Raw genomic sequence first — 23,223 nt, forward strand, 5'->3', positions numbered from 1 at the left:
CTAAGGAAATACCGGGCTATTCAGTAACCCCATTTCCTCAGGAAAGCCCCACATGATATTTAAATTTTGAATGGCTTGGCCAGCTGCCCCTTTGACCAGATTATCCAAGGTACACACGATGGTAATTAAACGGGTTCCTGGGTTATAAGCCAGTCCAATATCGCAATAATTGGAACCTTGAACTTGCTTCAAATCTGGATACATTCCAATCGGCTGAATACGAACAAATGGTTTTTCTTGGTAATATGTTTCAAAAAGATCGAATAACTCTGTTTCGCTTACTTCTTTTTTTGCTTTGGCGTAAATCGTCAACAAGATTCCTCGAGTTACTGGAATTAGTGAGGTCGTGAATTGGATTGCCTCAATCTCAGAATTCCATTGTTGTAGTTGTTGTAAAATTTCTGGTGTATGTTGGTGTTGATTCATTTTATAGACTGTCATATTTTCCATAACTGAAACAGCGTGACTGCTAGGCGAAGGGACTTTACCAGCTCCCGAAAGGCCAGATTTACCATCAATAATTAGAGAATCTTCCTGAACTAGCCCTTCTTTAACCAAGGGGGCTAATGACAACAGTGCCCCAGTTGCATAACAACCTGGGTTGGCAATTAATTTGACTTGAGGTTGTTGTCGTTCCTCTGCCAAGCCATATTCAGCTTGGTGAATGCTTTCCAGTGGGGCGGACGCTTTACCATACCACTTCTCATAAGCTCCTTCGGTTTTCAGGCGAAAATCCCCTGATAAATCGATTAAGGGAAAGTTCGCTTCGATAAAGGGTTGTCCTAGGGTAGCTGAGACCCCCGAGGGTGTTCCTAAAAAAACTAAATCAGTTTCATTCATGATCACCTCTGAATCAATTTCCTTTATCATTAATTCACAACTGTTTTTTAAGTGCGGGTATATATCTGAAATTTTATGATTAATCATAGATTGGCTGTGGAGAGACTGAATCTCCACTTCAGGGTGTTGACTTAGTAAACGGATCAGCTCCAACCCGCTATAGCCTGTCACACCAATTATTGCGACTTTCATTCGGCACCTCCAACGATGTATTAAAATGATTATAAAGTTAATTATTATGCATGTCAAGCGAATAAATTGAATACTTTTAACTTATAAGGCGATTTTAATGTATAATTATTAATAAATATATCCAATAACTCTCTTCTGGCGCCATGCTTTTAACTACTGACTGACGTAGGCGTGATCTTCCGACAAATTCATTCACGTCCGAGCCCCCCCTCTATCAACCCTTCTTTTCGTAAAAAATAACAAATTAGGTTATAATAGCAATTGAGATAACGGTTCTTTTTCGTGACTTAACCTTATTTAACAATTACTCCCTATTTTTTGTTAAATAAATTCCCATCAGAGTTAACAGATGTAACAGCAACAGGAAGGAGCTCCTTGATGAAAATTGCAGTAATCGGCGGTGGTATTGTTGGCGCCACTACCAGTTTTTATCTGGCACAAGCCGGTGATGAAGTCACCCTTTTTGATTACAAAATTGGTCAGGCCACAAGTGCAGCAGCAGGTATTATTTCACCTTGGCTATCGCAACGACGCAATCAAGACTGGTATCAATTGGCTCGGGCGGGTGCCAAATTTTATCCCGCATTAATGAAGGATTTAGCGGTACCTTCAGAATCTAGTATTTACCAACAAGTTGGTACCATCCTATTTAAAAATAATGAGAAATTATTAAACAAACTTTATGAAATTGCTCTTAAGCGCCGGGAAGAAGCGCCAGAAATTGGTGATATCAGCATTTTAACCCCCACTGAACTCCAAGCTAAAATCCCAATTCTGACTCCGGAAATGAACGGTTTATTTGTCTCTGGTGGTGCTCGAGTTGACGGCCGACAGCTAATTAATCAATTAGTGACTTCCTTTAGAGCATTGGGAGGCCAGTATTGCGAAACTCAAGTCAGTGATTTACGACCGCTACAATCCGGTTGGTTGGTCAAAGCTAATGACCTCACAGAAGAATACGATAAAGTGGTGCTTGGAACTGGCGCTTGGTTGCCTAATTTGATTCATCCTTTGGGATATAACGTAGACGTTCGTGGTCAAAAAGGCCAGTTAGTCGAAGTCAGAATAGATTCCGACACCTCCAATTGGCCCGTTGTGATGCCTCAAGGTGAAAGTGATATTATCCCTTTCAGCAATGGCCAGATTCTGATTGGTGCGACTCACGAAAATGAGCAATTTTATGACTTAACCGTCGATGATCAAGTTGTTTCGGATATGGTGAACAGTATTAAAGAATTAGCGCCTGACTTAATAAAAGCCGAACAGGTTGAAGTTCGGGTTGGTACTCGAGCGTACACCTCTGATTTTCTGCCTTTTTTTGGTGAAGTAGCTGACTTGCCTGGGCTTTTCGTAGCAAGTGGCCTAGGTTCCTCTGGTTTAACCACCGGTCCCGTCATTGGTCATACGCTGGCCTCATGGCTCCATGGAAACGAAACAGAACTTAAAGCTAGCAGATACTCACCTGCTAATTACATACGCAAAACGTAAAAATTCCCCTTAGCCTAGTTGGTTAAGGGGAGTTTTTTTATTATAGACAGTTAGCCTATCTTTCGATGATTCTTACCACCCATTGCTTAAAGTAATGGGTTAGTTCAATCGACCCAGACGTTCTTTAAACCAGCTCCGCGCTGATTCAAGAGGTTGGCTCTTTATCACCTCTTCTGGGGACTCCAATTGTTTCACGTCAACAAATTCCACATGTAAATCCACATCAGCGGTTTCAATTTGTAAAAGGTGCTTTTTAGCATTACGTTTTTTCACATTGATGTGATGAGTATCCAAATACTGAACGAGGTTATCAATTGACAGGGAGGTTATAGCCTCTTCCGGCATATAGAAACGCAAGACGGCCCGATAATTTTTAGTTTCTTCATCACTGACAGCAGCTTTAATGTATTGCTTAATATAGAACTCAAAGGCATGAATCCCCTCATCCAGCATATAACTTGGATTTAATATCCAATAAGCTAGCATGATTTTTTTCGTCGCATCCCGCCAAGGAAAATAGGCCCGATTGTTTAAGGTGCCAAAACGTCGTCCCTCCAGATAGTGATGGTTATCATAGTTAAAGACCCTTGTCGTAAAATGGCGCGCCGTACTTTTCGTTGTTGGCTGCAAAGACTCGTTTTGATATTGAATCATTTGGGTATTGGCCCCAATTTTTATAAATTCGGTACAGGGTTCACGTAAAACCCCGACACCATTGCTCCACTCCAATTGGTCAAAGCCCAGTTGATCACGGTAAGCAAATTGGAACTTTAAATTACTTGGATGCTCCCAGGCCAGAGGATCTTCATACAAAGTCACTTGAATCACGTCATGACTGGTCACGACTGCTTCAACTTGCTGAACGTCCAAAAACGCTTGCTTCGGAATCACATAATAATAATCCGGTGCGTACCACATTTTCCAACATGCCGTAAAACAAAGTCCTTTAAAATAGCTGTCATAACCAGGCAATTGACTGCAGTCTACAATGATCTTCTGTTGATCGTCATACATCTTAGGTAAATCATCTGGGCTACTAATCTCTTCCTCTAAGCGATCTGACATTGATTGGGTATTATGCGCTAAAAATTCGTCAATACTGCGAATATAAGCATAAAGGCCATTTTTTTCCATGCGGGTGTTAATATAATCATCAATCACAGGTTTAAAATTTTGATAAAGTTCCTCATTAATCAGTAATCGTTCCCGAACGTGGCCTTGATAAATATGTATGGAAAATTCACCTTCAGTGGCTTTAAGTGAAAATAAGGTATCCCCTTGCTGATTTATTTCCAAAGCATTAATTCGTTCTTTTATCAGTCCTCGATCAAAGTCTAATAGCTCCGTATCGTCATCAATATAGTATTTTTGTGGCCTTACTAAAATTTGACAAAGTGTTAACCAGTCACTAACAGTCTCGCGAATTGCGTCATTACTAGCAAAGGAGCGTAATTGGGTAACAATATATAATTGTTGTGGTTCATTGCTCACGGTCAACACCTCCTACATTAATTATAACTGATAACCTTAAGATAGTATATTTTTCACGTTCTTTTCTGCTAAGTTTTTGTTTGTAACCTTTAGTAACCTGAATTTCACATGACTTTTCATTCAAAAAGGCATATACTACTATTTATAAGGACATTATCTACTAATACTTAAATGGAGGTACAACATGGCACTTGAACATAAAAAGAATGACAAACTGGAAAAATTATTTGAAGAATTCACCTTTGACCCTTATCAAGAAGAGCAAGCAGCTCGTGATAAACAAGTTCAAGAAGAGGCTGAAAAGTTCTTAAAAAAAGAACAAGAACAATTAGCTAAAAAGAATAAAGAAAAATAAAAGAATGATCAGCCCTTATTTCGAGGAGCTGATCATTCTTTTTAGCGAACTATTTTATTGCGTAGATTTCTGCGAGCTAAATCGAATACAATCAAGCCGCCAGCAATCGCACCGGCAATTGCCACGACTCTGATACCATAGCCGACTGCTTTACTATACTCACCAATAATCAAATGGTAGGTCATTTGATAGGAAGTGCCTCCTGGCACCAGCGCAACAATTCCTGGAATGTTATACAAGGTTGCTGGTGTGTGGCGGTGACGAGCAAAATAATAACTAAGGGTGGCAATGGATAAGGCGCCTAAAAAAGTCGAGACGGTAACACTTAAGCCCATAAAACCCCCTAACCAATAAATCACCCAGCCTCCAGTCCCGCTTAAGCCACTGTATAATAACGCATCTTTTGGTACTCGCATAATAATAGCAAAACCAACTGATGTAATAAAACTCAACACGACTTGCTCGATAATTGTTAGTAACATGACTCTTCCTCCTCATTGACATACGTTAGCATCTTTATCTTAGGGAAAACCACTTAACTCATGACGTTAAAAGCCACTGCAATACCGGCCCCAATCATCATGGCAATAATCAATGCCTCTACCCCTCGGGAAATCCCTGACAGCATGTGCCCTTCTTGTAAATCACGAACGGTATTAGTAATCGCTACACCTGGTACTAAGGGCATAATACTGCCAATAATCATACTATCAATCGATGAACCAAGTTTAAACTGAATCATCCAAAAAGCCAGGACGCCAATAGCAAAAGAGGCCAAAAATTCATCAACATATTTTAATTTCAAATAAGTCGCACTCAGCATGTAAACGGAATACCCTCCGGCACCGACTAACAACGTAGCTAAAAAATCCCGCCACTGTCCACCGAGTAAAATCATTAATGCCGCACTTAAAATCGCCGCACAAACGATTTTTACCGCTGTCTTCTTTGGCGGTTCTTCCTTCAAAACAATTTTAAGAGACGCGTATAATTCCTGAAGATTAATTTGCTTCGATGAAAACTGCCAGGACAAATCATTTACTTTTGATACTTTTCCCAAATTAGTCGTTCGTTCACTAATTCGTTTCATTTGTATACTCTTTGTGCTCTCCAATCCCATTAAAACAATGGTTTGAGTCACAAAACTGATGCCTTCCTCTTGATGGTAGTTATCGGCAATTCTATTCATTGTATCTTCCACTCGGTACATCTCCGCGCCGTTTTCAACCATAATTTTACCCGCCAGTACGCAGGTTTCCAACAATAAATCCTTTTCACCCATGAGATGCCCTCCTTCTTGACAGATAATCCAAGCTAAACTGGATTAAACTCAAACATAATCAATCAGCTTCAACTGTTCCCTTACGTTTGCGACGTCGTTTGTTCTGACCCTACCTATCATAACAAGCAATGAGGAGAAAAGACAACTGTTTTATCAAAGAGTTTCGCGCAAAAAAGAAGTTGGTTAATCGCCAACTTCTTTTTATTCATGATTAAACTAATTTAATTCCGGCCAAAATTCGCGATTAACTTCAATCAGCTCATCCAGTAATTCTTTTGCTACCTTTGCACTTGGAACTGTTTTAGATAAGGTTAAGGCCTGCCACATCTTTTGGTATGAACCTTCCACCCATGCTTCAACAATTAATTTTTCAACGGCTACCTGTTGTTCCATCATCCCTCGGTGAAAAGTCGGAATAGAACCTTGACACAATGGCTCTGGACCATCAGAACCAACGATACAAGGGACCTCAACCATGGCATCGTCCCGGAAATTGGCAATGGCACCATTGTTCTCAACGATTAACAACATTCTTTCACCTGTGTTAAAAGCAATCGCTCGAGCCAAGTCAACGATAAACAATGCGTGATTATCAATATGAAAATCGCCATCTTTAAACGTACCTGTCGCAACAATTTTCCGTGCAGCATCAAAGACTTGTTTTTCACGACCGGCCATCACTTCATTGGCTCGTGTATAGTCAGGATTTGATTGTTCCACCACATAATCAGGATACAAATAATACTTCAAATAAGTATTAGGCAAGTATTCAGGTGCTACTGCCAATAGGTCTTTTGCTTTTTTGTGAGTTGCCTGCCAAGATTGATCCATGTGTTGTGTGTCCACTTCAATTTGAGTCAAATAGCCATTTTCGGCAACATAATCTCTAATTTCTGGTAAATACTCGTAACCCTCTCGATCTTTAACGCTGGTCCACCAGCCAAAGTGGTTTAACCCAAAATATTTAACTGTCAGCTCTTTAGGTTGCTTTTGAATGATTTGCGACATCCGACGCAAGGTTCCAACAGGCATGTCACACATGTTAATGACTTTCGCTTGGGGGCGTAAAACGCGGCAAGCTTCCGCCACAATAGCTGCTGGGTTGGAATAGTTTAACATCCAGGCATCTGGTGAATAGTTTTCCATATAATCAATTAATTCCATCATATCTCCTATACTACGCATGCCGTAAGCAATGCCCCCAGGGCCACAAGTCTCTTGTCCTAAAACACCGTGTTTCAACGGAATTTTTTCGTCTAGCTCCCGCATACGGTATTTCCCTGTTCGAATATGAGCCATACAAAAATCGATATTTTCAAATGCTTCTTGTGGATCTGTTGTATAAGAAAAGGCTATATCTGGCGCTTTTTCCTTTAAGACGAGTGCCAGTGCTTCTGCCAAAACGGCTTGCCGTTCAGCATCATTGTCGTATAATTTTAAAGTGTCTATTGGAAACTTATCTAAATTGTCTAAGAGCATCATCACAATTCCCGGTGTATAGGTGCTGCCGCCTCCTGCAATAACGATTGATTGTTTTTTCATTCTTAACGCCTTCTTTCTGATGATTATTGTGTGGTTCCCATGGCTGCGTCGACGATTTTACGGACTTTCGTCACTTGCAGACCATATACCACTTGAACATTTTCGTTTTTAATGATGACACCACTGGCACCTGTCTCATTCTTCAAACTAGTTTCATCCACTAACTCTGTATTTTCAACGGTCAGACGCAATCGGGTATAACAATTGTCAACGGTTTTGATATTTTCTTCTCCACCTAATGCCGAAATAATTTGGGCGCCAAGCAACTGATCTTCATCCACTGGAGAACCTGCTGCAACCTTATTCTGATAGTCCTTTTTACTGTGAAGTTTCACCTCGTTATTGTCTTCACGCCCAACGGTTTTAAAATTAAATTTAGTAATCAAGAATCTAAAAATCACGTAATAAACAACAAAGAATACGAGCCCCACTAAAATGTACATTGGCCATTTTGTTTTGCCAATTCCCAAGGGTAAGTTATATAACAAGAAATCAATAAAACCATTAGGACCAATCGCTCTGACACTTAGGACGTTTAGGACAACCATACTCAACCCACTTAAAACTGAGTGAACTATAAATAAGAGTGGTGCAACAAACATAAAGGAAAACTCAATTGGCTCTGTCACACCGGCGATAAAGGAGGTCACTGCGGCTGGAATCAAGATGGCTTTCACTTTTGTTTTGTTTTCCGGTTTAGCCGTTTGATACATCGCCAAGCAGGCACCAATCAAACCAAACATCTTAGAAATACCACGGGCATCCCAAATAACACTTTGAGAGAGGACTTTGACAGCTGGATCAGCAATTTCAGCGTAATAAATGTTGCGAGCGCCTTCGAATACTTGACCACCAACATCGGCCACTCCTCCTAATGAAGTATATAAAAAGGGAGTGTAGATCAAGTGATGCAAGCCAGTTGGAATTAATAAACGTTCCAACATACCGTAAATAAAAATTCCAAAGTTACCGCTTTGATTAATGACAGTTCCTAAGCTTGTGATGCCTCCCTGAACAATCGGCCAAAGATAAGTTAAACCAACAGCCAATAAAACCACGGCTGGAATCAGCACAATGAACACAAAGCGAGATCCACCATAAATTTGAAAAGCGTTACCAAACTCGGTTTCACAAAACTTATTATGGACATAGGCGGTCAAGATCCCTAAAATAATTCCCAAGAAAACCCCCATATCCAAAATTTGCACCCCTAAGACCATGGTTTGACCTGTGCCACTTAAACTATCAGCCTCCACCAAAATCTCACGCAGGCCCATAAACTTGTTCATGGCATTAATAAAAACTAAAAATCCAAGAACTGCCGTAAAACCAGCCTCTGCTTTTTTCGTATTGGCTAACCCAACAGCCAAGCCAACACAGAATATAAGTCCTAAATTACTTAAAATAGCTACCAGAGAACCTGATAAAATAGTGCCAAACCCTTTCGTTACCGGATTGTCTAAAAAGGGCAATTTTTCCATTAGCAATGGATTGGTAAACAAATTGCCAACTGCTATCAAAATTCCGGCAATCGGTAAAATTAATACTGGAATGAACATTGCCTTGGAAAATCGCTGCAAGCCATTCATGATTCGCTCTTTCATATTCGTCCCTCCAACTGTTGATGGTCTTATCTTACAATGATTCCTCTTCTAATGTAACCCCATTCAAAAAAGAAGAAACAGGTTACTCGATTCAGTAACTTGTTTCTTCTTTTAATTGGTCACCGATAATTTGATTGTACTCCCAAACAATGACTTCCATTGCCAGTAACACATGGGAGAAAAAACTATTGGCACTCGCGTTGTAGTCATCGTATTTGTTTAAGTCCTTGATTTTAATCGTTGGCTTGCCATAAGAACTTAAAGTATTCTCAATTTCATTGGTAAAGGCAATCACAGGAATGTCATTTTCCACTGCGGTTCGCACCTTTTCGATGACCTTGAGGGTTTCCCCAGATTTAGAAATAGTAATAAACACGCCGATATCGTCTAAATTATTCTCGAATACACCAACTGAATCATTTCCCGTTGAAAACATAACACGTTTTCCCAATACTAATAATCTTTTATGCAAATAATCAGCTATAATCCCTGAAAAACCATTGGCATAAACAAAAACAAATTGCTTATCTACATCGATTAAAGCTTGGGCTACCGCTTCAAAAACAGCATTTGAATTTAACTCAAATAAACTATTATAGGAAAATAAATCCGCATAGGAACCGGCCTGTTTGTGGCTTTTATCTTGAAGCAAAGGCATCAACTTGTAATTCATGTCCACAAACCCATTAAAGCCCAGTTTCTTCGCTAGACGCATAATAGTCGATGTAGACGTTAAGGTATTTGTCGCAACTTGGCGAATCCCCATCGTTAAAATATCGTCATGGTGACTGACAATATATGCTAAGACGTCCTCTTCCAGTGAACTTAATTTTTTATTTGCCGCTAACTTTTGAACAATTGTATTTCCCATAATCCTCCTCCATCTATCTAGAGCTACTCTTCCTTCGTGGACGCAATCACTTCGCGAATTAAATCTAAACTTTGCTCAGATGCGACTCGGTTGTCATACATCACATTGACAAATAGGGCATCCATAATACTCAATTGAGTGATCCGTGTGGCAAGAGCTTCTGGGCGAAATGCCACTTCCTTAGAGGTCGATAATAAACACAAGTCCGCCAGTTCGGCTAAAGGTGACAATAAAAAACTGGTTATTGCGATTAACTTCGCACCACTCTTTTTAACCTGACCAGCAATTTGCAGAATATCATGGCTTTGGCCTGAGTGAGAAATCAAAACGGCGCAATCGTCTTCAGTCATTCTCGCGGCGCGCATTAATTGGATGTGACTGTCTGTTTCACAGGACACATTTAAAGGAGAACGCAGAAATTTATGATAGGCATCCATGGCAATAACATTGGAGCCGCCCACACCAAAAAAAATAATTTGCTGACTGTGTGTTAATAAGGTGATTGCTGCCTCTAAAATAACATCATCTAGTAATTCTACGGTATCACTTAAGGCTTGCCGATTTGCTTCAAAAACCTTTTTAGCCATCCCTTTAGCTGAATCAGCTTCTGTAATACCTTCATATATTTCGTGTTCCAATGGATTTTCTTGTTTCTTAAAGGTAGCTAAATCTATTTTAAATTCCTTATAACCTCTATAGCCCAACCGCTGACAAAAACGAAAAACCGTTGATTCTGCCATTCCTAATTGGCGTGATAAGTCCCCGATGGATTGATGAATAATCCGTTCTGGATAATGGAGAATATAATCAGCGATTTGCTGCTCTTTGCGGCTGATGTCCCGATAAATTGATTTGATTTTTAACTCAATTGGATTTTGCATCTCGTAACTCCTCAAGCTTCATTTATTAAATTATAGCATGAAATAAGAAATTCCTCCTAATTATCATGAAGAACATCTACGGAAAAATTTAAATCTTTTTGAACTTGAATAAAATAAAATTTTATTCTATAATGATTATAATAAAATATAAATACTTGGAGAGTGACAACATGAAATTAGGAATTATTGGATTAGGTAAAATGGGATTAAATTTGGCGGTAAATTGTCAACGCCAAGGTCACGAGATTATTGGAACTGATATTAGCTCAAGCTGTTTAAAAGCGGCCGAAGTCGAAGAGATAAAAACTGTCACAACAATTGATCAGTTAGTAGCGTCCCTTCCCGACCGTAAAATAATCTGGGTGATGGTTCCTAATGGCGACCCTTTAACGGCGGTTTTAGATCAGCTAGACCAACTACTTAAGGTTGACGACATCGTCATTGACGGAGGTAATTCTAACTTTAAAGAATCTCAAGTTCGAAGCGCTCACTTTTCGTCAAAGGGCATCCACTTCTTTGATATCGGAACAAGCGGTGGCACGAGCGGCGCTAATCAAGGGGCTTGCTTAATGATTGGTGGCAACCAAGAGGTCTTTAAGGAAATCGAGCCATTAATTAATGACATTTCCATTGATGATGGTTACTTATATACTGGAGAAACTGGTAGTGGTCATTTCTTAAAAATGGTTCATAACGGGATCGAATATGGCATGATGCAAGCTATTGCTGAAGGGTTCGACGTATTAGAGGGTGGACCTTTTGACTACAATCTAGAGGAAGTGGCTCGAGTCTGGAATCACGGCTCGGTGGTTCGTTCTTGGTTGATGGAGCTGGCAGAAGACGCTTTTAAAGAAGACCCTAAACTGACGGCAATCAAAGGCGTTATGAATTCCTCAGGCGAAGCCAAGTGGACTCTAGAAACTGCACTAGATTATCAAATTCCAACACCAGTTATTGCATTATCCCTCATAATGCGTTATCGTTCTTTATATGACGACACATTTACCGGTAAAGTTGTGGCTGCACTGCGCAACGGCTTTGGTGGCCATGCTGTCGAAAAACATAACGACTAACTTGGAGGTAGGAATGACTTCATTAATTATTAGCATTGATATCGGTACGACTAGCACAAAATCAACTGTTTTCACAACAACAGGACAGGCCTTAAGTTCCTTTTATCAAGGCTACCCTATGACAAAAAAAGCAGATGGCACAGCGACTCAAGATCCTGAAACAATCTTTCAAGCCGTTTTGACAACGTTAAAAGAGGCTCTGGACTTTAATAATAGCCGACAGCATGCTATTGCGGTTACTTTCTCCAGTGCCATGCACAGCTTAATTGGCTTAGATAAAAATAATCAGTTACTGACTCCCGTCATTACCTGGGCGGATTCTCGTTCAAATACTTATGCCGAATCCCTAAAAATGAGTCCTCAAGGTTTAGCCTTTTACAAAAAAACTGGGACACCTCTGCACCCGATGACACCTTTAAGTAAAATCATGTGGCTAAAGCAGGAACAAACTGAGCTATATCAACAGATTTCCCTTTTCACAAGTATTAAGGAGTATGTCTTTTATCGTTTATTCGACGAGCATTTAGTTGATTATTCCATTGCATCCGGAACTGGTTTATTTAATATTCATACCTTAAAGTGGGATCAAGAGATTTTGGCGTTTCTTGAGTTAACTGAGGACCGTTTACCACAAGCAGTTCCTCCTACGACTCAACTGTCTCAAGTGAATAAAAGATACCAAGAAAGCCTTGATTTACCTGATATTCCCTTTATTTTAGGCGCAAGTGATGGTGCCTTAGCTAATTTAGGGACGAATTGCATCTCACCTGAAAAAGCTAATCTATCCATTGGCACCAGTGCTGCTCTCCGTTATACGGTGAGAGCGCCTCTTTTACACGCGGCTGGTGAGACCTTTTGTTATTTATTGGATGAAGGTTACTGGGTCATTGGCGGTGCTGCCAATAACGGTGGCATGGTTATTGACTGGGCTCGGCAATTAGCTGAAACTGATATGAGCTATGAGACTTTTATGGCCAAAGTCGAATTGATCCCTGCCGGTTCTGATAATTTGTTTTTTCACCCCTATCTAAGTGGTGAACGTGCCCCTATTTGGAGTGGAGATATTCGAGGCTCTTTTACTGGCTTAGCTCTTAGCCACACTCACGCTCATTTAATGCGAGCTGTTTTAGAAGGTATTTGTTTTAATATTGCCGATATTTTTCAAGCGTTAAATTCACTGACAGCTTCACCTGAAAAAGTCTGTGCCTCAGGTGGGTTTTCTCATTCATCTACGTGGAAACAATTGATGGCTGATGTACTTGGGCAGCCCATCACCTTTCCTCAAACCCACGAAAGTTCTGGTTTAGGAGCTATGATTTTAGCTTTAAAGAGTTTAAACTTAATTTCTGATTACGAAGAAAGCAGTCTTTTAGCTATTTTCCAACAAGATAGTAGTGAAGACATCGTCATCCCTATTGAGGCTAATAAGCAAGTTTACAGTAAACAATTATGGAAGTTCCAACAGTTGAAAGAACTAACAAAACAACAAACAATCATATTAACCACTCAGTAACGGAAAGGAAGGATCCCCTTGAACACAAAGATTGTTGAAACAGAACGCCTCTTACTAGTTCCTATTGATGAAACACATAGCCCAACCCTTCATCGCTTTTGGTCCGATGAAGCCGTCACCCGCTACATGAACATTGAGCCTTTTGAAACGGTCGAACAAACAACAGAGATGATTGCCTTTTTAGTCAAGAGAATGGCTGAAGGTAGTGCCTCACGCTACAGTATTTTATTAAAAGATTCCCAAGTTGTTATTGGAACCTGTGGCTTAAACTACCTTGATTACGAAAATAGCCGTACCGAAGTGGCTTATGATCTAGGGTCAGCCTATTGGGGGAAAGGCTACGGCTTTGAATTAATGACCGCCTTTGTTGAATGGGTCTTTCAATCTCAGGATTTCCACCGGGTGGAAGCTAAAATTGATCCGGATAATCTACCTTCTATTAAATTGATTGAAAGACTAGGCTTTCAAAAAGAAGGACTTTTACGAGATTATGAAAAAATAGGGCAGAATTACTGCGATGTGCTGATGTACTCAAAACTAACACCTAACTAAAAAACCAAGAGAATGCCATTTGACTGGCAATTCTCTTGGTTTTTTTGTTACAATGATACACTATCAGGCCTAGGCAGTGACTGCTTTTTATCCGCCTGTTCTGCTAAGTGTTTTAATTCTGCTGCTGAGTAATCGTCATACGAAATTTCAATCACTTCATCAACACGTCCATAAGGATCTAAAAGTAACACTAAGGAAAGCTCATCTTGACTGTCGTTCACCAACAAGGCCGGCTGTCCGTCAAGAGTCTCACTCACTTGATAGGTGCCCTTTTCAAAGTCCAACCCATCAACGATACTATTATCCCACTCAAGGCGATTGTAAGCCTCGTCTGTGATATAGTCCATGATATAATAAAACTCTTCTTCACGTGCATCTACGGGCAATAGGAAATAACCTACAACGACATTCTCTACTATGTCCTTCCCTGTGAACCTAATTTTATCAACAAGTTCACCAAAAGTTTTTGACTCGACTTCTTGCCAACCTTTGCCGACCACAGCCGTTACAAGTTCCCAATTGGTCAATTCGACGATGAGATAAGGTTCCTCATCTTGTGTTATCAAATAATGAGCCCTATTATCGTCAATTTCTTTGTAAACAATCTCATAAGTATAGCTGGCATCTGGATCACTATCAGCCAAGTGTTCCTCAAAAATACCTGTTAAATCAGAACTCACCCAAGTTTCAATATAGGTTTCTCTTTGAGTTTCAATGTCATCACGGTGGTCAGTCGCCTCAACGAAGTAAGTTAAAAAAGCGTAACCTGGATCTTCCGGATCCATCCATTCTTCGTCAGATTCTGACTCTTCATCGTAGTAATCTGTATCATCCGAATACTCATAGTCATCGTTATTGGAAAAAACATTTCCTAATAAAGATAAGCCAATTACACCGATGACCACAACCCGCAAAATCATTCGCCAATCTGCTTTATGCTTTGTACCCTGTCCCACATAAGCTGATGTAGCTCTACCCTTAAAGCCTGCTGAATTTTTCAGCCCCTTAACTAACCCTTGATAATCATTTGTCAGATTATTAAAATGTTTGGTCGCCTTTATCTGATCATTGGTTCGATAAAAGACTAAGCCAACAAGCAATTCACGCAAATTATCTTCCAAATAATTATTTTGAGGGTCTTCAATAAACAGACTGCCTTCTAAAGAAATGTTCTTCTCTTTTAAACTGTTAAAAATAATACGCAAAAACTTGGCTGTTTGATTGTCTACCTTATTCAATGGTATATTAGGCGGCAACAAATGATTAGCAATAGCGGGGGGCTCGTTGCTATGTACTAGCTTTTCGATTCCTCGTTTAATTTGATAGATTGCTGCCAAGTTTTCAACATCCTGATCCACAATTTGATACTCTGCTTGCCAGTCTTCTTCACTGTAGAAATACGCCAACAAACCATCAATCTCAAACGTTCTGCTATGCCAATCCTCTTGCCTAATCACACAATATAAATGCAAGCGGCGGTCAAAATAATCTGCCGCTTCTTCCTCTGGCAAATACAAGGCTTGTTCAAATGAAAAATCGGGTAAGTCGTCGATAGCCAGAAACCAGCTGAACTGACTGGTTAGCTCATAAGTGACTAAATCAAGTTCTTCATAGAGATACCATAAAATGGCTTTTGGCAAATAAACTAATTGATCGTTTAATAATGGTAAAAAATTTTCCCGTAACTCCACAAACTCGTCCTTGGACCACTGACGTCGATAGCGAAAACACGTTTCCCATTCTTTAAGAATAATCTTCCGTGGCCAATCTGCCAGCAATTCACGAATATCAGCTAATGTGCGACTTGGAACTGCTGCTTTTTCAGTGACTTTTCCTAATGCTTGAGTTATTTCAGCACTCTTCTCTTTGACATCCTTTGGTTTCATCTTAGGAGCGTTTGGCTCTTTAGATTTCGGTTGAGTTGCTCGCTGTTTTAGTGTTGCTTGTCGCCCTTGATTGCGTTTCCTAATTTCATTTACTTCACTGCCACTTCTTTGACCATTATCGATAGGGTTAACCGGGGTCATTTCAGGGCTTGTGTTTTTCACTTTTTTTATTGTTTCTTTCAGAACAACGACTGGTTTGGCTTCAGCAGGTTTCTCATTAATCGCCTCTGCAGGTTGTTCTATCTGGAAATCAGCTGTGTCCGCTGTGTTTACTAACTCTTGATTGATAGTAAGTTCTTGCTTTTTTTCTTCCAATAATCGTTCTGACTGGTCTCCATAACCCGATCGATAATCGGCGGTTGGCCGTTGATTATGTTGATCTTCAATAAAAAGAATCGCTGCTTTTTCGGCCTCTGCTAATTTATCATAATCAGCTTGAGAGACTTCTTCTTTTGTTTCTTTGTTCTTTAACCGACGCACCTCATTGACATACGCTTTTTTTATTTCAGCAACCTTTGTTGTTGATTCTATACCGAGTGTTTCCCAAAACCATTCCATCTTCCTCACCTCATCTTTTACACCTTATGTCCCATACATCCATTATACAGTGTTTTATCGATTTAAACTCGTTATTTATAAAAAAGTCCGAATCCAATTCGCAATTTACTGGTACAATCATAAATGATACACAAAACGTCTCTGATTGTCATTAAAGCTTGTAGCAGTTACATCCTTTGTCACCGCAATTCCCAAAGCTTTCCAAAACCATGTCAGACTCATATCTGCCTTTTCGCTTTATGTACTGACGTACTCTATTATATCGCCCTCGAATTTAATAAGGAATGTTTTTTGAATTTACGTACAAACGTTACCTTCGAATGCTCAATCTGTTAACTCACTTAAAAAGTAGCTACGATTTTCATCGTAGCTACTTCTTGGAAGTAAAGCTGATATATTTTCATTTCCCTCCGCTAAGCTTTTTAAATCAATATGATCACATCAAAACTTGCCAAACGGGTTTCCTTTGTCATCTCTTTACCGGATAATATGTCGATTTTCCCAACAAAATCAAGTGGTAATTCCTGTGCCTCTCCTTGGAAATTTATAATAAAGGTGTAAACCTGTCCTGCTTTTTCACGAGTGGTTATTTCCAAGGAACTATCGCCTGTTACTAAGGCTTCAATCTGACTAGTAGCGATGACTTGGTCCACGATATGGGCAATTCCCGCTGGTTCAAGTTGGCTTCCAACATACCATGTCTTTCCTTGGCCAAAGTTATTTTTCGTCACAACTGGTGAGCCTGCATAAAAATCTGATTGATAGGAAGCCAATGCTTCTGCACCTTCCAGATGAATAATGTCGCAAAGCAACTGACATTTATAGCTAGTATCATCAACAAACAAGCTGTGATTGTATTGTTCCGGGGCTAATGCGTCTATTTCTTCTACCCAAATCCCTAACAGGTTACGTAAAGGTCCAGGATAGCCACCAAGGTAGACATTATCTGATTCGTTCACAATTCCGCTCATAAAAGTCGTTAGGAATTGTCCCCCCTCTTTGACAAAGGTTGCTAAACGCTCAGCCAGGCCTTCTTTCACCATGTATAAAACAGGCCCCACTACAACATCATATTGACTAAAATCACTATCTACAGAAATCATGTCGACTTGAATCTGTTTATCGTAAAAGGCTTGATAGTACTGATGAATCTGATCCACATAAGCTAAATCTTTATTAGGACCGCTAGTATACTCCAATGCCCAATAATTATCCCAATCAAAGATAATTCCGACACGACTCTTAGTTCGTGAATCCAACAACTTGTTCCCTAACTTTTCCAGTTCGTGACCAAGCTCTGCCACTTCCTTAAATACGCGGGTATTCTCATGACCAGCATGAGAAATGACCGCTCCATGGAACTTTTCACAGGCCCCAACAGATCTTTTTAGTTGGAAAAACTGAACAGTATCTGAGCCATGAGCCACTGCCTGAAAACTCTGTGCCCGCATTTTACCCGGTCGTTTCAACGAGTTATAAGGTTGCCAGTTCTGCTGGCTTGGTGTTTGCTCCATTAACATAAAAGGTTGACCCTCTTTTAAGCCACGCATCAAATCATGGCACATAGCGGAATAACTTGGAGGGGTATCATAACTTGGGTAATTATCCCAGGAGACAATATCCATCTCTTTAGCCCATTTGAAATAATCCAAATTTTTATAGGTGCCCATTAAATTGGTCGTAATCAACGTGTTCTGATCAAACTCCCGGATCCCATCTCGTTCCATTTTATAATTTTCCAATAGACTATCAGAGTTAAACCGACGGTAATCCAAAGAGATTCCAGCAAAAGCGGTATCCTCATAGCCAATCCCTTCGCTCAATGCATTCGGCAACACAATCTCATCCCATTCGTAAACACGATGACCCCAAAAATCCATATTCCAAGCTTTGTTTAGGGCTTCAATTGTGCCATATTTTGTCCGTAACCAGACACGAAAAGCTTTTTCGCAATTATCACAGAAACACTCACCGCCGTATTCATTATTGACGTGCCAACAAGTGATATTTGGATTATCACCATAACGTTCAGCCAGTTTACTTGCTATTTTTCTGGCAAACTTTTGGTATACTAAACTGTTCGGACACGCATTGTGACGCTGACCAAATTTGTGCTGGCGCCCTTCGTAGTCTGTGCGGCCAACTTCCGGGTACTTCTTAAACATCCAGGCAGGCAATGCCGCAGTGGCTGTAGCCAAAATGATGTCATAGTGGTCCTTTGTTAACATGTCAATTATTTTATCTAATTCACTAAAGTCATAAACTTCTTCTGAGGGCTGGATTTTTGCCCATGAAAAGATGTTGACGCTTGCCGAATTAATGGCAGCTTGTTTAAAAATTCGCATATCCTCCGACCAAGTCTCCACGGGCCATTGATTGGGATTATAGTCGCCACCATATAGCATTCTTTGAAACTTACGTTGTGTCATAGATTTTACCTCCCTAAATTTGTTATACTCTTATTATAAAACCTTTTGAATGCTTTTGTATAACTGACTTCTACACTTTATGCAAGAATCCGAAACTATAAAAAGCTTACAACAAACTGAAAGGAGTTTTTACACGATGGCAATACTTTTTAATATTATGGACACCGCTCTTCCTTTAGCTATTGAAACCATTGGCCATGATTGGGAACAGGAACCAGTGGAACGCTTATCTGGTTATCACTATTATCATTGGCTACAAACCAGTCAGGGCTGTGGCAAAGTCGTTATTCAAGGTCAGGAATTTTCTTTAACTCCTGGCATGGGCATCTTAATTTTCCCCTTTATCACCCATCATTATTATCAAACATCAGCGGAGCCTTGGCGTACCAATTTTATTACTCTAGGAGGGACAATTGCCTCCTCCATCCCGACAATTTTAACCGTCGATCACTTTTGCTTGGCCAGTGATTCTCAAAATTTTTCTTTTGCTGACTGGAATGCACAATTATATGAAGAATTGACCCACTCTCAGCCCCTTTCACCTTTGGATTATTCCATTGAGGCTTATCGCTTTTTAGCTAAAATTAAAGAACATCACAATCAAGAACACGTGGTAACTGACGAGCGCTACTTAAAATTCGTTCAGCCTGTCATTCAATGGATGGATGAACACTACATGTTGGATTGTTCGACTCAGGAAATGGCTCAGCTGGTTTTTATTAGTCCCCAATATCTGTCTCGTTTGTTTCAACGCTTTGTTAAATTATCACCTTATGATTACTTGACAGCCCTTCGCATAAAAAAAGCCAAGGAACGATTGCTAACATTGCCTACTGAAAAAATAAAAGACGTGGCCAGTCAAGTTGGCTTTAACGATGCCAGCCACTTTATTGCCACCTTTAAAAAGGCCACTGATTACACACCAGTGACCTTTCGTAAACTCTATTAAAACAGCGAAAGTTATGATAGTTTCAAACCGTTTTCCTACAGGACTGCGATAGTTTAAGTTAATCGATTTTATTTACCTGATAAACTCTGATACTCAGCCGCCCGTAATTTGGCATCTATGACGGTTTTGGCTAATAACTCCTCTGCCAAACCCGATTCTTTATGTAGATTATGCAGAGCAGAAAAACGAGCTTGTTTTGCAAGGAATCCTGGTAATTTATCAAAATCCGTTTTGCGATAATCTATTACCATTGGCTCTTTACCTTTTTCTTCCAACAATGGGTTGTAGCGGTACAAAGTCCAGTAGCCAGATTCTACGGCTTCTTTTGCTTCATTTAAACTTTGCCTCATGCCACCTTTTAACCCATGATTAATACACGGCGTATAGCCAATGATCAAGGATGGACCAGGGTATTTCTCAGCCTCATCGATTGCTTTTAAGGTTTGCATGGAATTAGCGCCTAAAGCGATTTGTGCCACGTAGACATTATCGTATGTCATGGCAATTAGTCCTAGATCTTTTTTGGAAGTTCGTTTACCCCCTGCCGAAAATTTAGCTATGGCAGCCGCTGGCGTGGCCTTAGAGGTTTGCCCGCCAGTATTGGAATAAACTTCATTATCCATGACAAAGATATTGACATCTTCTCCACTAGCTAAGACATGATCGATCCCACCGAAGCCAATATCGTAAGCCCAGCCATCGCCACCAAAAATCCATTGACTTGGTTTTACTAATAAATCCCGTTGCTTGTATAGCTCTTCAAGCACCTTGCTCCCTGACATTTCCTCGGCTAAAGCTGCGGTCAGTTTCATGGCACGTTGCTGCGACCCTTCGCCTTGATCCATGTGAGCCAACCAGTCTTTCATTAACAATTGTAATTCTTCCGATCCTGCATTGGCTATTAGGCCACGCTCGACTTGACTAGCAAGATGCTGCCGCTTAGTCTTATTGGCTAAGTGCATGCCGAAGCCATATTCGGCATTATCTTCAAAGAGTGAATTACTCCAAGCAGGACCTTGTCCACAACTGTTGGTCGTGTATGGTGTTGCTGGAGATGACGCTCCCCAAATTGAGGAACAACCCGTAGCGTTCGCAATCATCATGCGGTCGCCATATAACTGTGTTAACAACTTAATATAAGGAGTTTCACCACAACCTTCGCAGGCTCCCGAGAATTCCATAAGTGGCTGCTCAAACTGTGATCCTTTAACCGATAACTTTTTAACTGGATTGGCTTTTTGTTTCAAGGTCATCGCAAATGCCCAATTCATTGCTTGTTCTTTTTGTTCTTCGTAAGGCTTCAAAATCAAGGCTTTTTCACGAGCCGGACAGGCTTCCACACAGAGTCCGCAACCAGTACAATCTTCCAAAGACACTTGAATGCGATACATCATCCCATCCGCTCCACGCAGTTCTCGACTGGTAAACCCAGCTGGTGCTTCCACCAATTCCTCTTTATCTACTAAGAATGGACGAATTGCTGCGTGAGGGCAGACAAAGGCACACTCGTTACACATGGTACAGGCGTCCATCTGCCATTCGGGTACTTCCAAGGCAATGCCTCGTTTTTCATAGGCGGCTGAGCCCATTGGCATAGTACCGTCGGTCATACCGTTATCAATTAAATCTTTCACTGTTAATGAATTACCTTCTTGACGATTAATCGGTTCAAGTATATTGCGAATATAACTTGGTTTCGTCATATCAACTGGTTCTTCTGCTATTTCCAAGTCGACCCATTCCGATAGAACTTGAATTTTTTTCAAAGCGCTGAAGGTTTCATCAATTGCCTGATAGTTGCGTTCCACAATTTCAGCTGATTTTTTTCCGTAAGCATTGTTCACTTCTGCTTTCAGTAATGGTAAATAAGCATCACGACTCATAATGCCTGTCAGTTCAAAGAACGCTGTTGACATGACCATATTAATTCGTCGACCTAGGCCGACTTTCCGAGCAATTTCACCACCATTTACCACATAAAAATTAATGCGATGTTCTGCCATGTATTTTTTCAGTCGTCCAGGCAATAACTGGTGAATTTTCTCTTCATCCCAAATGGTATTGAGTAGGAAGGTTCCACCATCTTTCAATCCATTTAATAGATCATATTTGTGGATATAGGATGCATTGTGGCAGCCAATAAAATCAGCTTGTTCAATTAAATAGGTGGAGGTCACTGGTTCTTCACCAAATCGTAAGTGAGAGACTGTTAAACCACCTGATTTTTTGGAGTCATAACTAAAGTAAGCTTGGGCATACAAGTCAGTATTGTCGCCAATAATTTTGATGGCTTGCTTGTTAGCACCAACCGTCCCATCAGAACCAAATCCCCAGAACTTTGCTTGATAGGTCTTAGCTGGTGTTAAATCCAAGGCGGCTCCCGCAGGTATGGATAAGTAAGTCATATCATCGGTAATGCCGATTGTAAAGCGTTGTTTCATTTCCGCTACTGGCAATAACAGGTGATCGTAAACGGCTTTAATCTGATTCGGTGTTACATCTTTTGATCCTAGCCCATAGCGACCACCAATGACGACAGGCCGATTTTCATGGGCATATAAGACACTTTGAATTTCTAGTAGCAATGGCTCGCCATCGGCTCCTGGCTCTTTGGTCCGATCCAGGACAGCGATAGTCTCAACCGTACTTGGCAAGTTAGCTAAGATGTTCTCCGTTGGAAATGGGCGGTACAAGTGAATATTTAGATGACCCACTTTACGTCCCTGATTATTTAAATACGCAACGGTTTGTTGAATCACTGGCGAAACAGAGCCCATGGAAATAATCACTTCTGTGGCTTCAGGGTCCCCATAATAGTTGGTTAGGTCATAATTGGTCCCCCGTACGGCATTAATTTTATCCATGTAATGCTTCACTATATCTGGTACTTTTTCGTAGTGGGAGTTGACAGTTTCCCGTTGTTGAAAATGAATATCCGGATTTTGAGCTGTTCCCGAGACAGTCGGTCGATTAGGATTCATGCCTCGTTGACGAAAAGCTTCCACAGCTTCCTCATTCAACATCTCCCGTAAATCATCGTAATCCAACACTTCAATTTTTTGTAGTTCATGACTGGTTCTAAAGCCGTCAAAAAAGCTGGTAAATGGCAAACTAGCTTCCAATGTGGCCAAATGAGCTACTGCTGACAGGTCCATTACTTCTTGAACACTGCTTTCAGCTAACATACAGAAACCGGTTTGACGAGTGGCCATCACATCGCCATGATCACCAAAGATATTTAAGGCATTAGTTGTGACAGCTCGACTGGCAACGTGAAAAACTGTTGGCAATAGTTCCCCAGCAATCTTATACATATTGGGAATCATCAGTAACAGACCTTGAGAGGCCGTATAAGTCGACGTTAACGCCCCAGATTTTAGCGAACCATGGACTGCGCCAGCAGCACCGGCTTCAGATTGCATTTCAATCACTTCTAATTTTTCACCAAATAAATTTTTCTTGCCACCTACTGCCCATTCATCGACTACTTCCGCCATGGTCGAGCTAGGTGTGATCGGATAGATTGCGGCAACTTCCGTAAACCCGTAAGAAATATAAGCGGCAGCGGTGTTGCCGTCCATTGTTTTGGTTGTTTTCTTCATATTGTTAAGGAGATATGTGACCACATACAGCCAGGAAATGGTACGAGATAAGTTGATGCTTTCGCATCATTCATCCAATACAATTCGATCCCCTTATTTTCACATCCTTTACTTT

Annotated in this window: 17 protein-coding genes; 6 read left to right on the forward strand and 11 right to left on the reverse strand. The window is 40.5% G+C overall.

Translation table 11 applies throughout. From position 1 onward, the window contains the following. The gene (argC, locus tag RWN13_RS04925; RefSeq protein WP_314061065.1) at positions 1-1,032 is read right to left on the reverse strand and encodes an N-acetyl-gamma-glutamyl-phosphate reductase; all 1,032 of its coding nucleotides are present in this window, start codon (positions 1,030-1,032) and stop codon (positions 1-3) included. Between the two features lie 378 nt (positions 1,033-1,410). Between argC and RWN13_RS04930 the strand changes: the two genes are divergently transcribed. Beyond that, the gene (locus RWN13_RS04930) at positions 1,411-2,520 is read left to right on the forward strand and encodes an FAD-dependent oxidoreductase (RefSeq protein WP_314061068.1); all 1,110 of its coding nucleotides are present in this window, start codon (positions 1,411-1,413) and stop codon (positions 2,518-2,520) included. Between the two features lie 99 nt (positions 2,521-2,619). Here RWN13_RS04930 and RWN13_RS04935 read toward each other — a convergent pair whose 3' ends face one another. Next, positions 2,620-4,011 (reverse strand): hypothetical protein, encoded by a 1,392-nt coding sequence (locus RWN13_RS04935; RefSeq protein WP_314061070.1) that lies wholly within the window; start codon positions 4,009-4,011, stop codon positions 2,620-2,622. Between the two features lie 184 nt (positions 4,012-4,195). Between RWN13_RS04935 and RWN13_RS04940 the strand changes: the two genes are divergently transcribed. Then, entirely contained in the window at positions 4,196-4,366 is a 171-nt protein-coding gene (locus RWN13_RS04940; RefSeq protein ID WP_314061073.1) for an SPJ_0845 family protein, read from the forward strand. 41 nt (positions 4,367-4,407) lie between these two features. On the opposite strand, the gene RWN13_RS04945 is transcribed toward RWN13_RS04940, so the two are convergent. From RWN13_RS04945 to RWN13_RS04970, 6 genes are all read right to left on the reverse strand, one after another. Next, positions 4,408-4,848 (reverse strand): threonine/serine exporter family protein, encoded by a 441-nt coding sequence (locus tag RWN13_RS04945; RefSeq protein ID WP_314061074.1) that lies wholly within the window; start codon positions 4,846-4,848, stop codon positions 4,408-4,410. A 53-nt stretch (positions 4,849-4,901) separates the two neighbouring features. Then, complete coding sequence (locus tag RWN13_RS04950; RefSeq protein ID WP_314061075.1) at positions 4,902-5,648, reverse strand: threonine/serine exporter family protein; 747 nt, start codon at positions 5,646-5,648, stop codon at positions 4,902-4,904. Between the two features lie 216 nt (positions 5,649-5,864). Beyond that, on the reverse strand, positions 5,865-7,190 hold the full coding sequence (locus RWN13_RS04955; protein ID WP_314061077.1) for a 6-phospho-alpha-glucosidase: 1,326 nt from the start codon (positions 7,188-7,190) through the stop codon (positions 5,865-5,867). Positions 7,191-7,213: 23 nt separating this feature from the next. Continuing rightward, positions 7,214-8,794 carry a PTS transporter subunit EIIC gene (locus tag RWN13_RS04960; protein WP_314061079.1) on the reverse strand — a complete coding sequence of 527 codons (1,581 nt, stop codon included), beginning with the start codon at positions 8,792-8,794 and terminating at the stop codon, positions 7,214-7,216. Positions 8,795-8,885: 91 nt separating this feature from the next. Beyond that, on the reverse strand, positions 8,886-9,665 hold the full coding sequence (locus RWN13_RS04965; protein WP_314061081.1) for a MurR/RpiR family transcriptional regulator: 780 nt from the start codon (positions 9,663-9,665) through the stop codon (positions 8,886-8,888). Positions 9,666-9,688: 23 nt separating this feature from the next. Continuing rightward, positions 9,689-10,546 (reverse strand): MurR/RpiR family transcriptional regulator, encoded by an 858-nt coding sequence (locus RWN13_RS04970; protein WP_314061083.1) that lies wholly within the window; start codon positions 10,544-10,546, stop codon positions 9,689-9,691. Between the two features lie 170 nt (positions 10,547-10,716). On the opposite strand from RWN13_RS04970, the gene gnd reads away from it, so the two are divergent. The 3 genes from gnd to RWN13_RS04985 are packed head-to-tail and all read left to right on the forward strand — an operon-like array spanning position 10,717 to position 13,684. Further along, positions 10,717-11,619 carry a phosphogluconate dehydrogenase (NAD(+)-dependent, decarboxylating) gene (gene gnd, locus RWN13_RS04975; RefSeq protein WP_314061085.1) on the forward strand — a complete coding sequence of 301 codons (903 nt, stop codon included), beginning with the start codon at positions 10,717-10,719 and terminating at the stop codon, positions 11,617-11,619. Positions 11,620-11,632: 13 nt separating this feature from the next. Continuing rightward, positions 11,633-13,132 carry a gluconokinase gene (locus RWN13_RS04980; protein ID WP_314061087.1) on the forward strand — a complete coding sequence of 500 codons (1,500 nt, stop codon included), beginning with the start codon at positions 11,633-11,635 and terminating at the stop codon, positions 13,130-13,132. Positions 13,133-13,150: 18 nt separating this feature from the next. Beyond that, positions 13,151-13,684 (forward strand): GNAT family N-acetyltransferase, encoded by a 534-nt coding sequence (locus tag RWN13_RS04985; RefSeq protein ID WP_314061089.1) that lies wholly within the window; start codon positions 13,151-13,153, stop codon positions 13,682-13,684. 47 nt (positions 13,685-13,731) lie between these two features. On the opposite strand, the gene RWN13_RS04990 is transcribed toward RWN13_RS04985, so the two are convergent. Beyond that, the gene (locus tag RWN13_RS04990; RefSeq protein WP_314061091.1) at positions 13,732-16,128 is read right to left on the reverse strand and encodes a hypothetical protein; all 2,397 of its coding nucleotides are present in this window, start codon (positions 16,126-16,128) and stop codon (positions 13,732-13,734) included. Positions 16,129-16,550: 422 nt separating this feature from the next. Further along, positions 16,551-18,557, reverse strand: coding sequence for a beta-galactosidase (locus tag RWN13_RS04995; protein WP_314061094.1), 2,007 nt, complete (start codon positions 18,555-18,557; stop codon positions 16,551-16,553). Positions 18,558-18,693: 136 nt separating this feature from the next. Between RWN13_RS04995 and RWN13_RS05000 the strand changes: the two genes are divergently transcribed. Beyond that, positions 18,694-19,506 (forward strand): AraC family transcriptional regulator, encoded by an 813-nt coding sequence (locus RWN13_RS05000; RefSeq protein ID WP_314061096.1) that lies wholly within the window; start codon positions 18,694-18,696, stop codon positions 19,504-19,506. 68 nt (positions 19,507-19,574) lie between these two features. Here RWN13_RS05000 and nifJ read toward each other — a convergent pair whose 3' ends face one another. Next, complete coding sequence (gene nifJ / locus RWN13_RS05005; RefSeq protein ID WP_314061098.1) at positions 19,575-23,108, reverse strand: pyruvate:ferredoxin (flavodoxin) oxidoreductase; 3,534 nt, start codon at positions 23,106-23,108, stop codon at positions 19,575-19,577. Positions 23,109-23,223 lie beyond the last annotated feature (115 nt).

The organism is uncultured Vagococcus sp., from assembly GCF_963518325.1.
GTDB lineage: Bacteria > Bacillota > Bacilli > Lactobacillales > Vagococcaceae > Vagococcus_D.

What these genes read in the sequence shown, in the direction of transcription:
- RWN13_RS04980 (WP_314061087.1), top strand. Translation starts at nt 11,633, where the DNA reads ATGACTTCATTAATTATTAGCATTGATATCGGTACGACTAGCACAAAA.
- RWN13_RS04940 (WP_314061073.1), top strand. Translation starts at nt 4,196, where the DNA reads ATGGCACTTGAACATAAAAAGAATGACAAACTGGAAAAATTATTTGAA.
- RWN13_RS04990 (WP_314061091.1), bottom strand. Translation starts at nt 16,128, where the DNA reads ATGGAATGGTTTTGGGAAACACTCGGTATAGAATCAACAACAAAGGTT.
- RWN13_RS05000 (WP_314061096.1), top strand. Translation starts at nt 18,694, where the DNA reads ATGGCAATACTTTTTAATATTATGGACACCGCTCTTCCTTTAGCTATT.
- nifJ (WP_314061098.1), bottom strand. Translation starts at nt 23,108, where the DNA reads ATGAAGAAAACAACCAAAACAATGGACGGCAACACCGCTGCCGCTTAT.
- RWN13_RS04945 (WP_314061074.1), bottom strand. Translation starts at nt 4,848, where the DNA reads ATGTTACTAACAATTATCGAGCAAGTCGTGTTGAGTTTTATTACATCA.
- RWN13_RS04960 (WP_314061079.1), bottom strand. Translation starts at nt 8,794, where the DNA reads ATGAAAGAGCGAATCATGAATGGCTTGCAGCGATTTTCCAAGGCAATG.
- RWN13_RS04930 (WP_314061068.1), top strand. Translation starts at nt 1,411, where the DNA reads ATGAAAATTGCAGTAATCGGCGGTGGTATTGTTGGCGCCACTACCAGT.
- argC (WP_314061065.1), bottom strand. Translation starts at nt 1,032, where the DNA reads ATGAAAGTCGCAATAATTGGTGTGACAGGCTATAGCGGGTTGGAGCTG.
- RWN13_RS04955 (WP_314061077.1), bottom strand. Translation starts at nt 7,190, where the DNA reads ATGAAAAAACAATCAATCGTTATTGCAGGAGGCGGCAGCACCTATACA.
- RWN13_RS04970 (WP_314061083.1), bottom strand. Translation starts at nt 10,546, where the DNA reads ATGCAAAATCCAATTGAGTTAAAAATCAAATCAATTTATCGGGACATC.
- gnd (WP_314061085.1), top strand. Translation starts at nt 10,717, where the DNA reads ATGAAATTAGGAATTATTGGATTAGGTAAAATGGGATTAAATTTGGCG.
- RWN13_RS04995 (WP_314061094.1), bottom strand. Translation starts at nt 18,557, where the DNA reads ATGACACAACGTAAGTTTCAAAGAATGCTATATGGTGGCGACTATAAT.
- RWN13_RS04965 (WP_314061081.1), bottom strand. Translation starts at nt 9,665, where the DNA reads ATGGGAAATACAATTGTTCAAAAGTTAGCGGCAAATAAAAAATTAAGT.
- RWN13_RS04950 (WP_314061075.1), bottom strand. Translation starts at nt 5,648, where the DNA reads ATGGGTGAAAAGGATTTATTGTTGGAAACCTGCGTACTGGCGGGTAAA.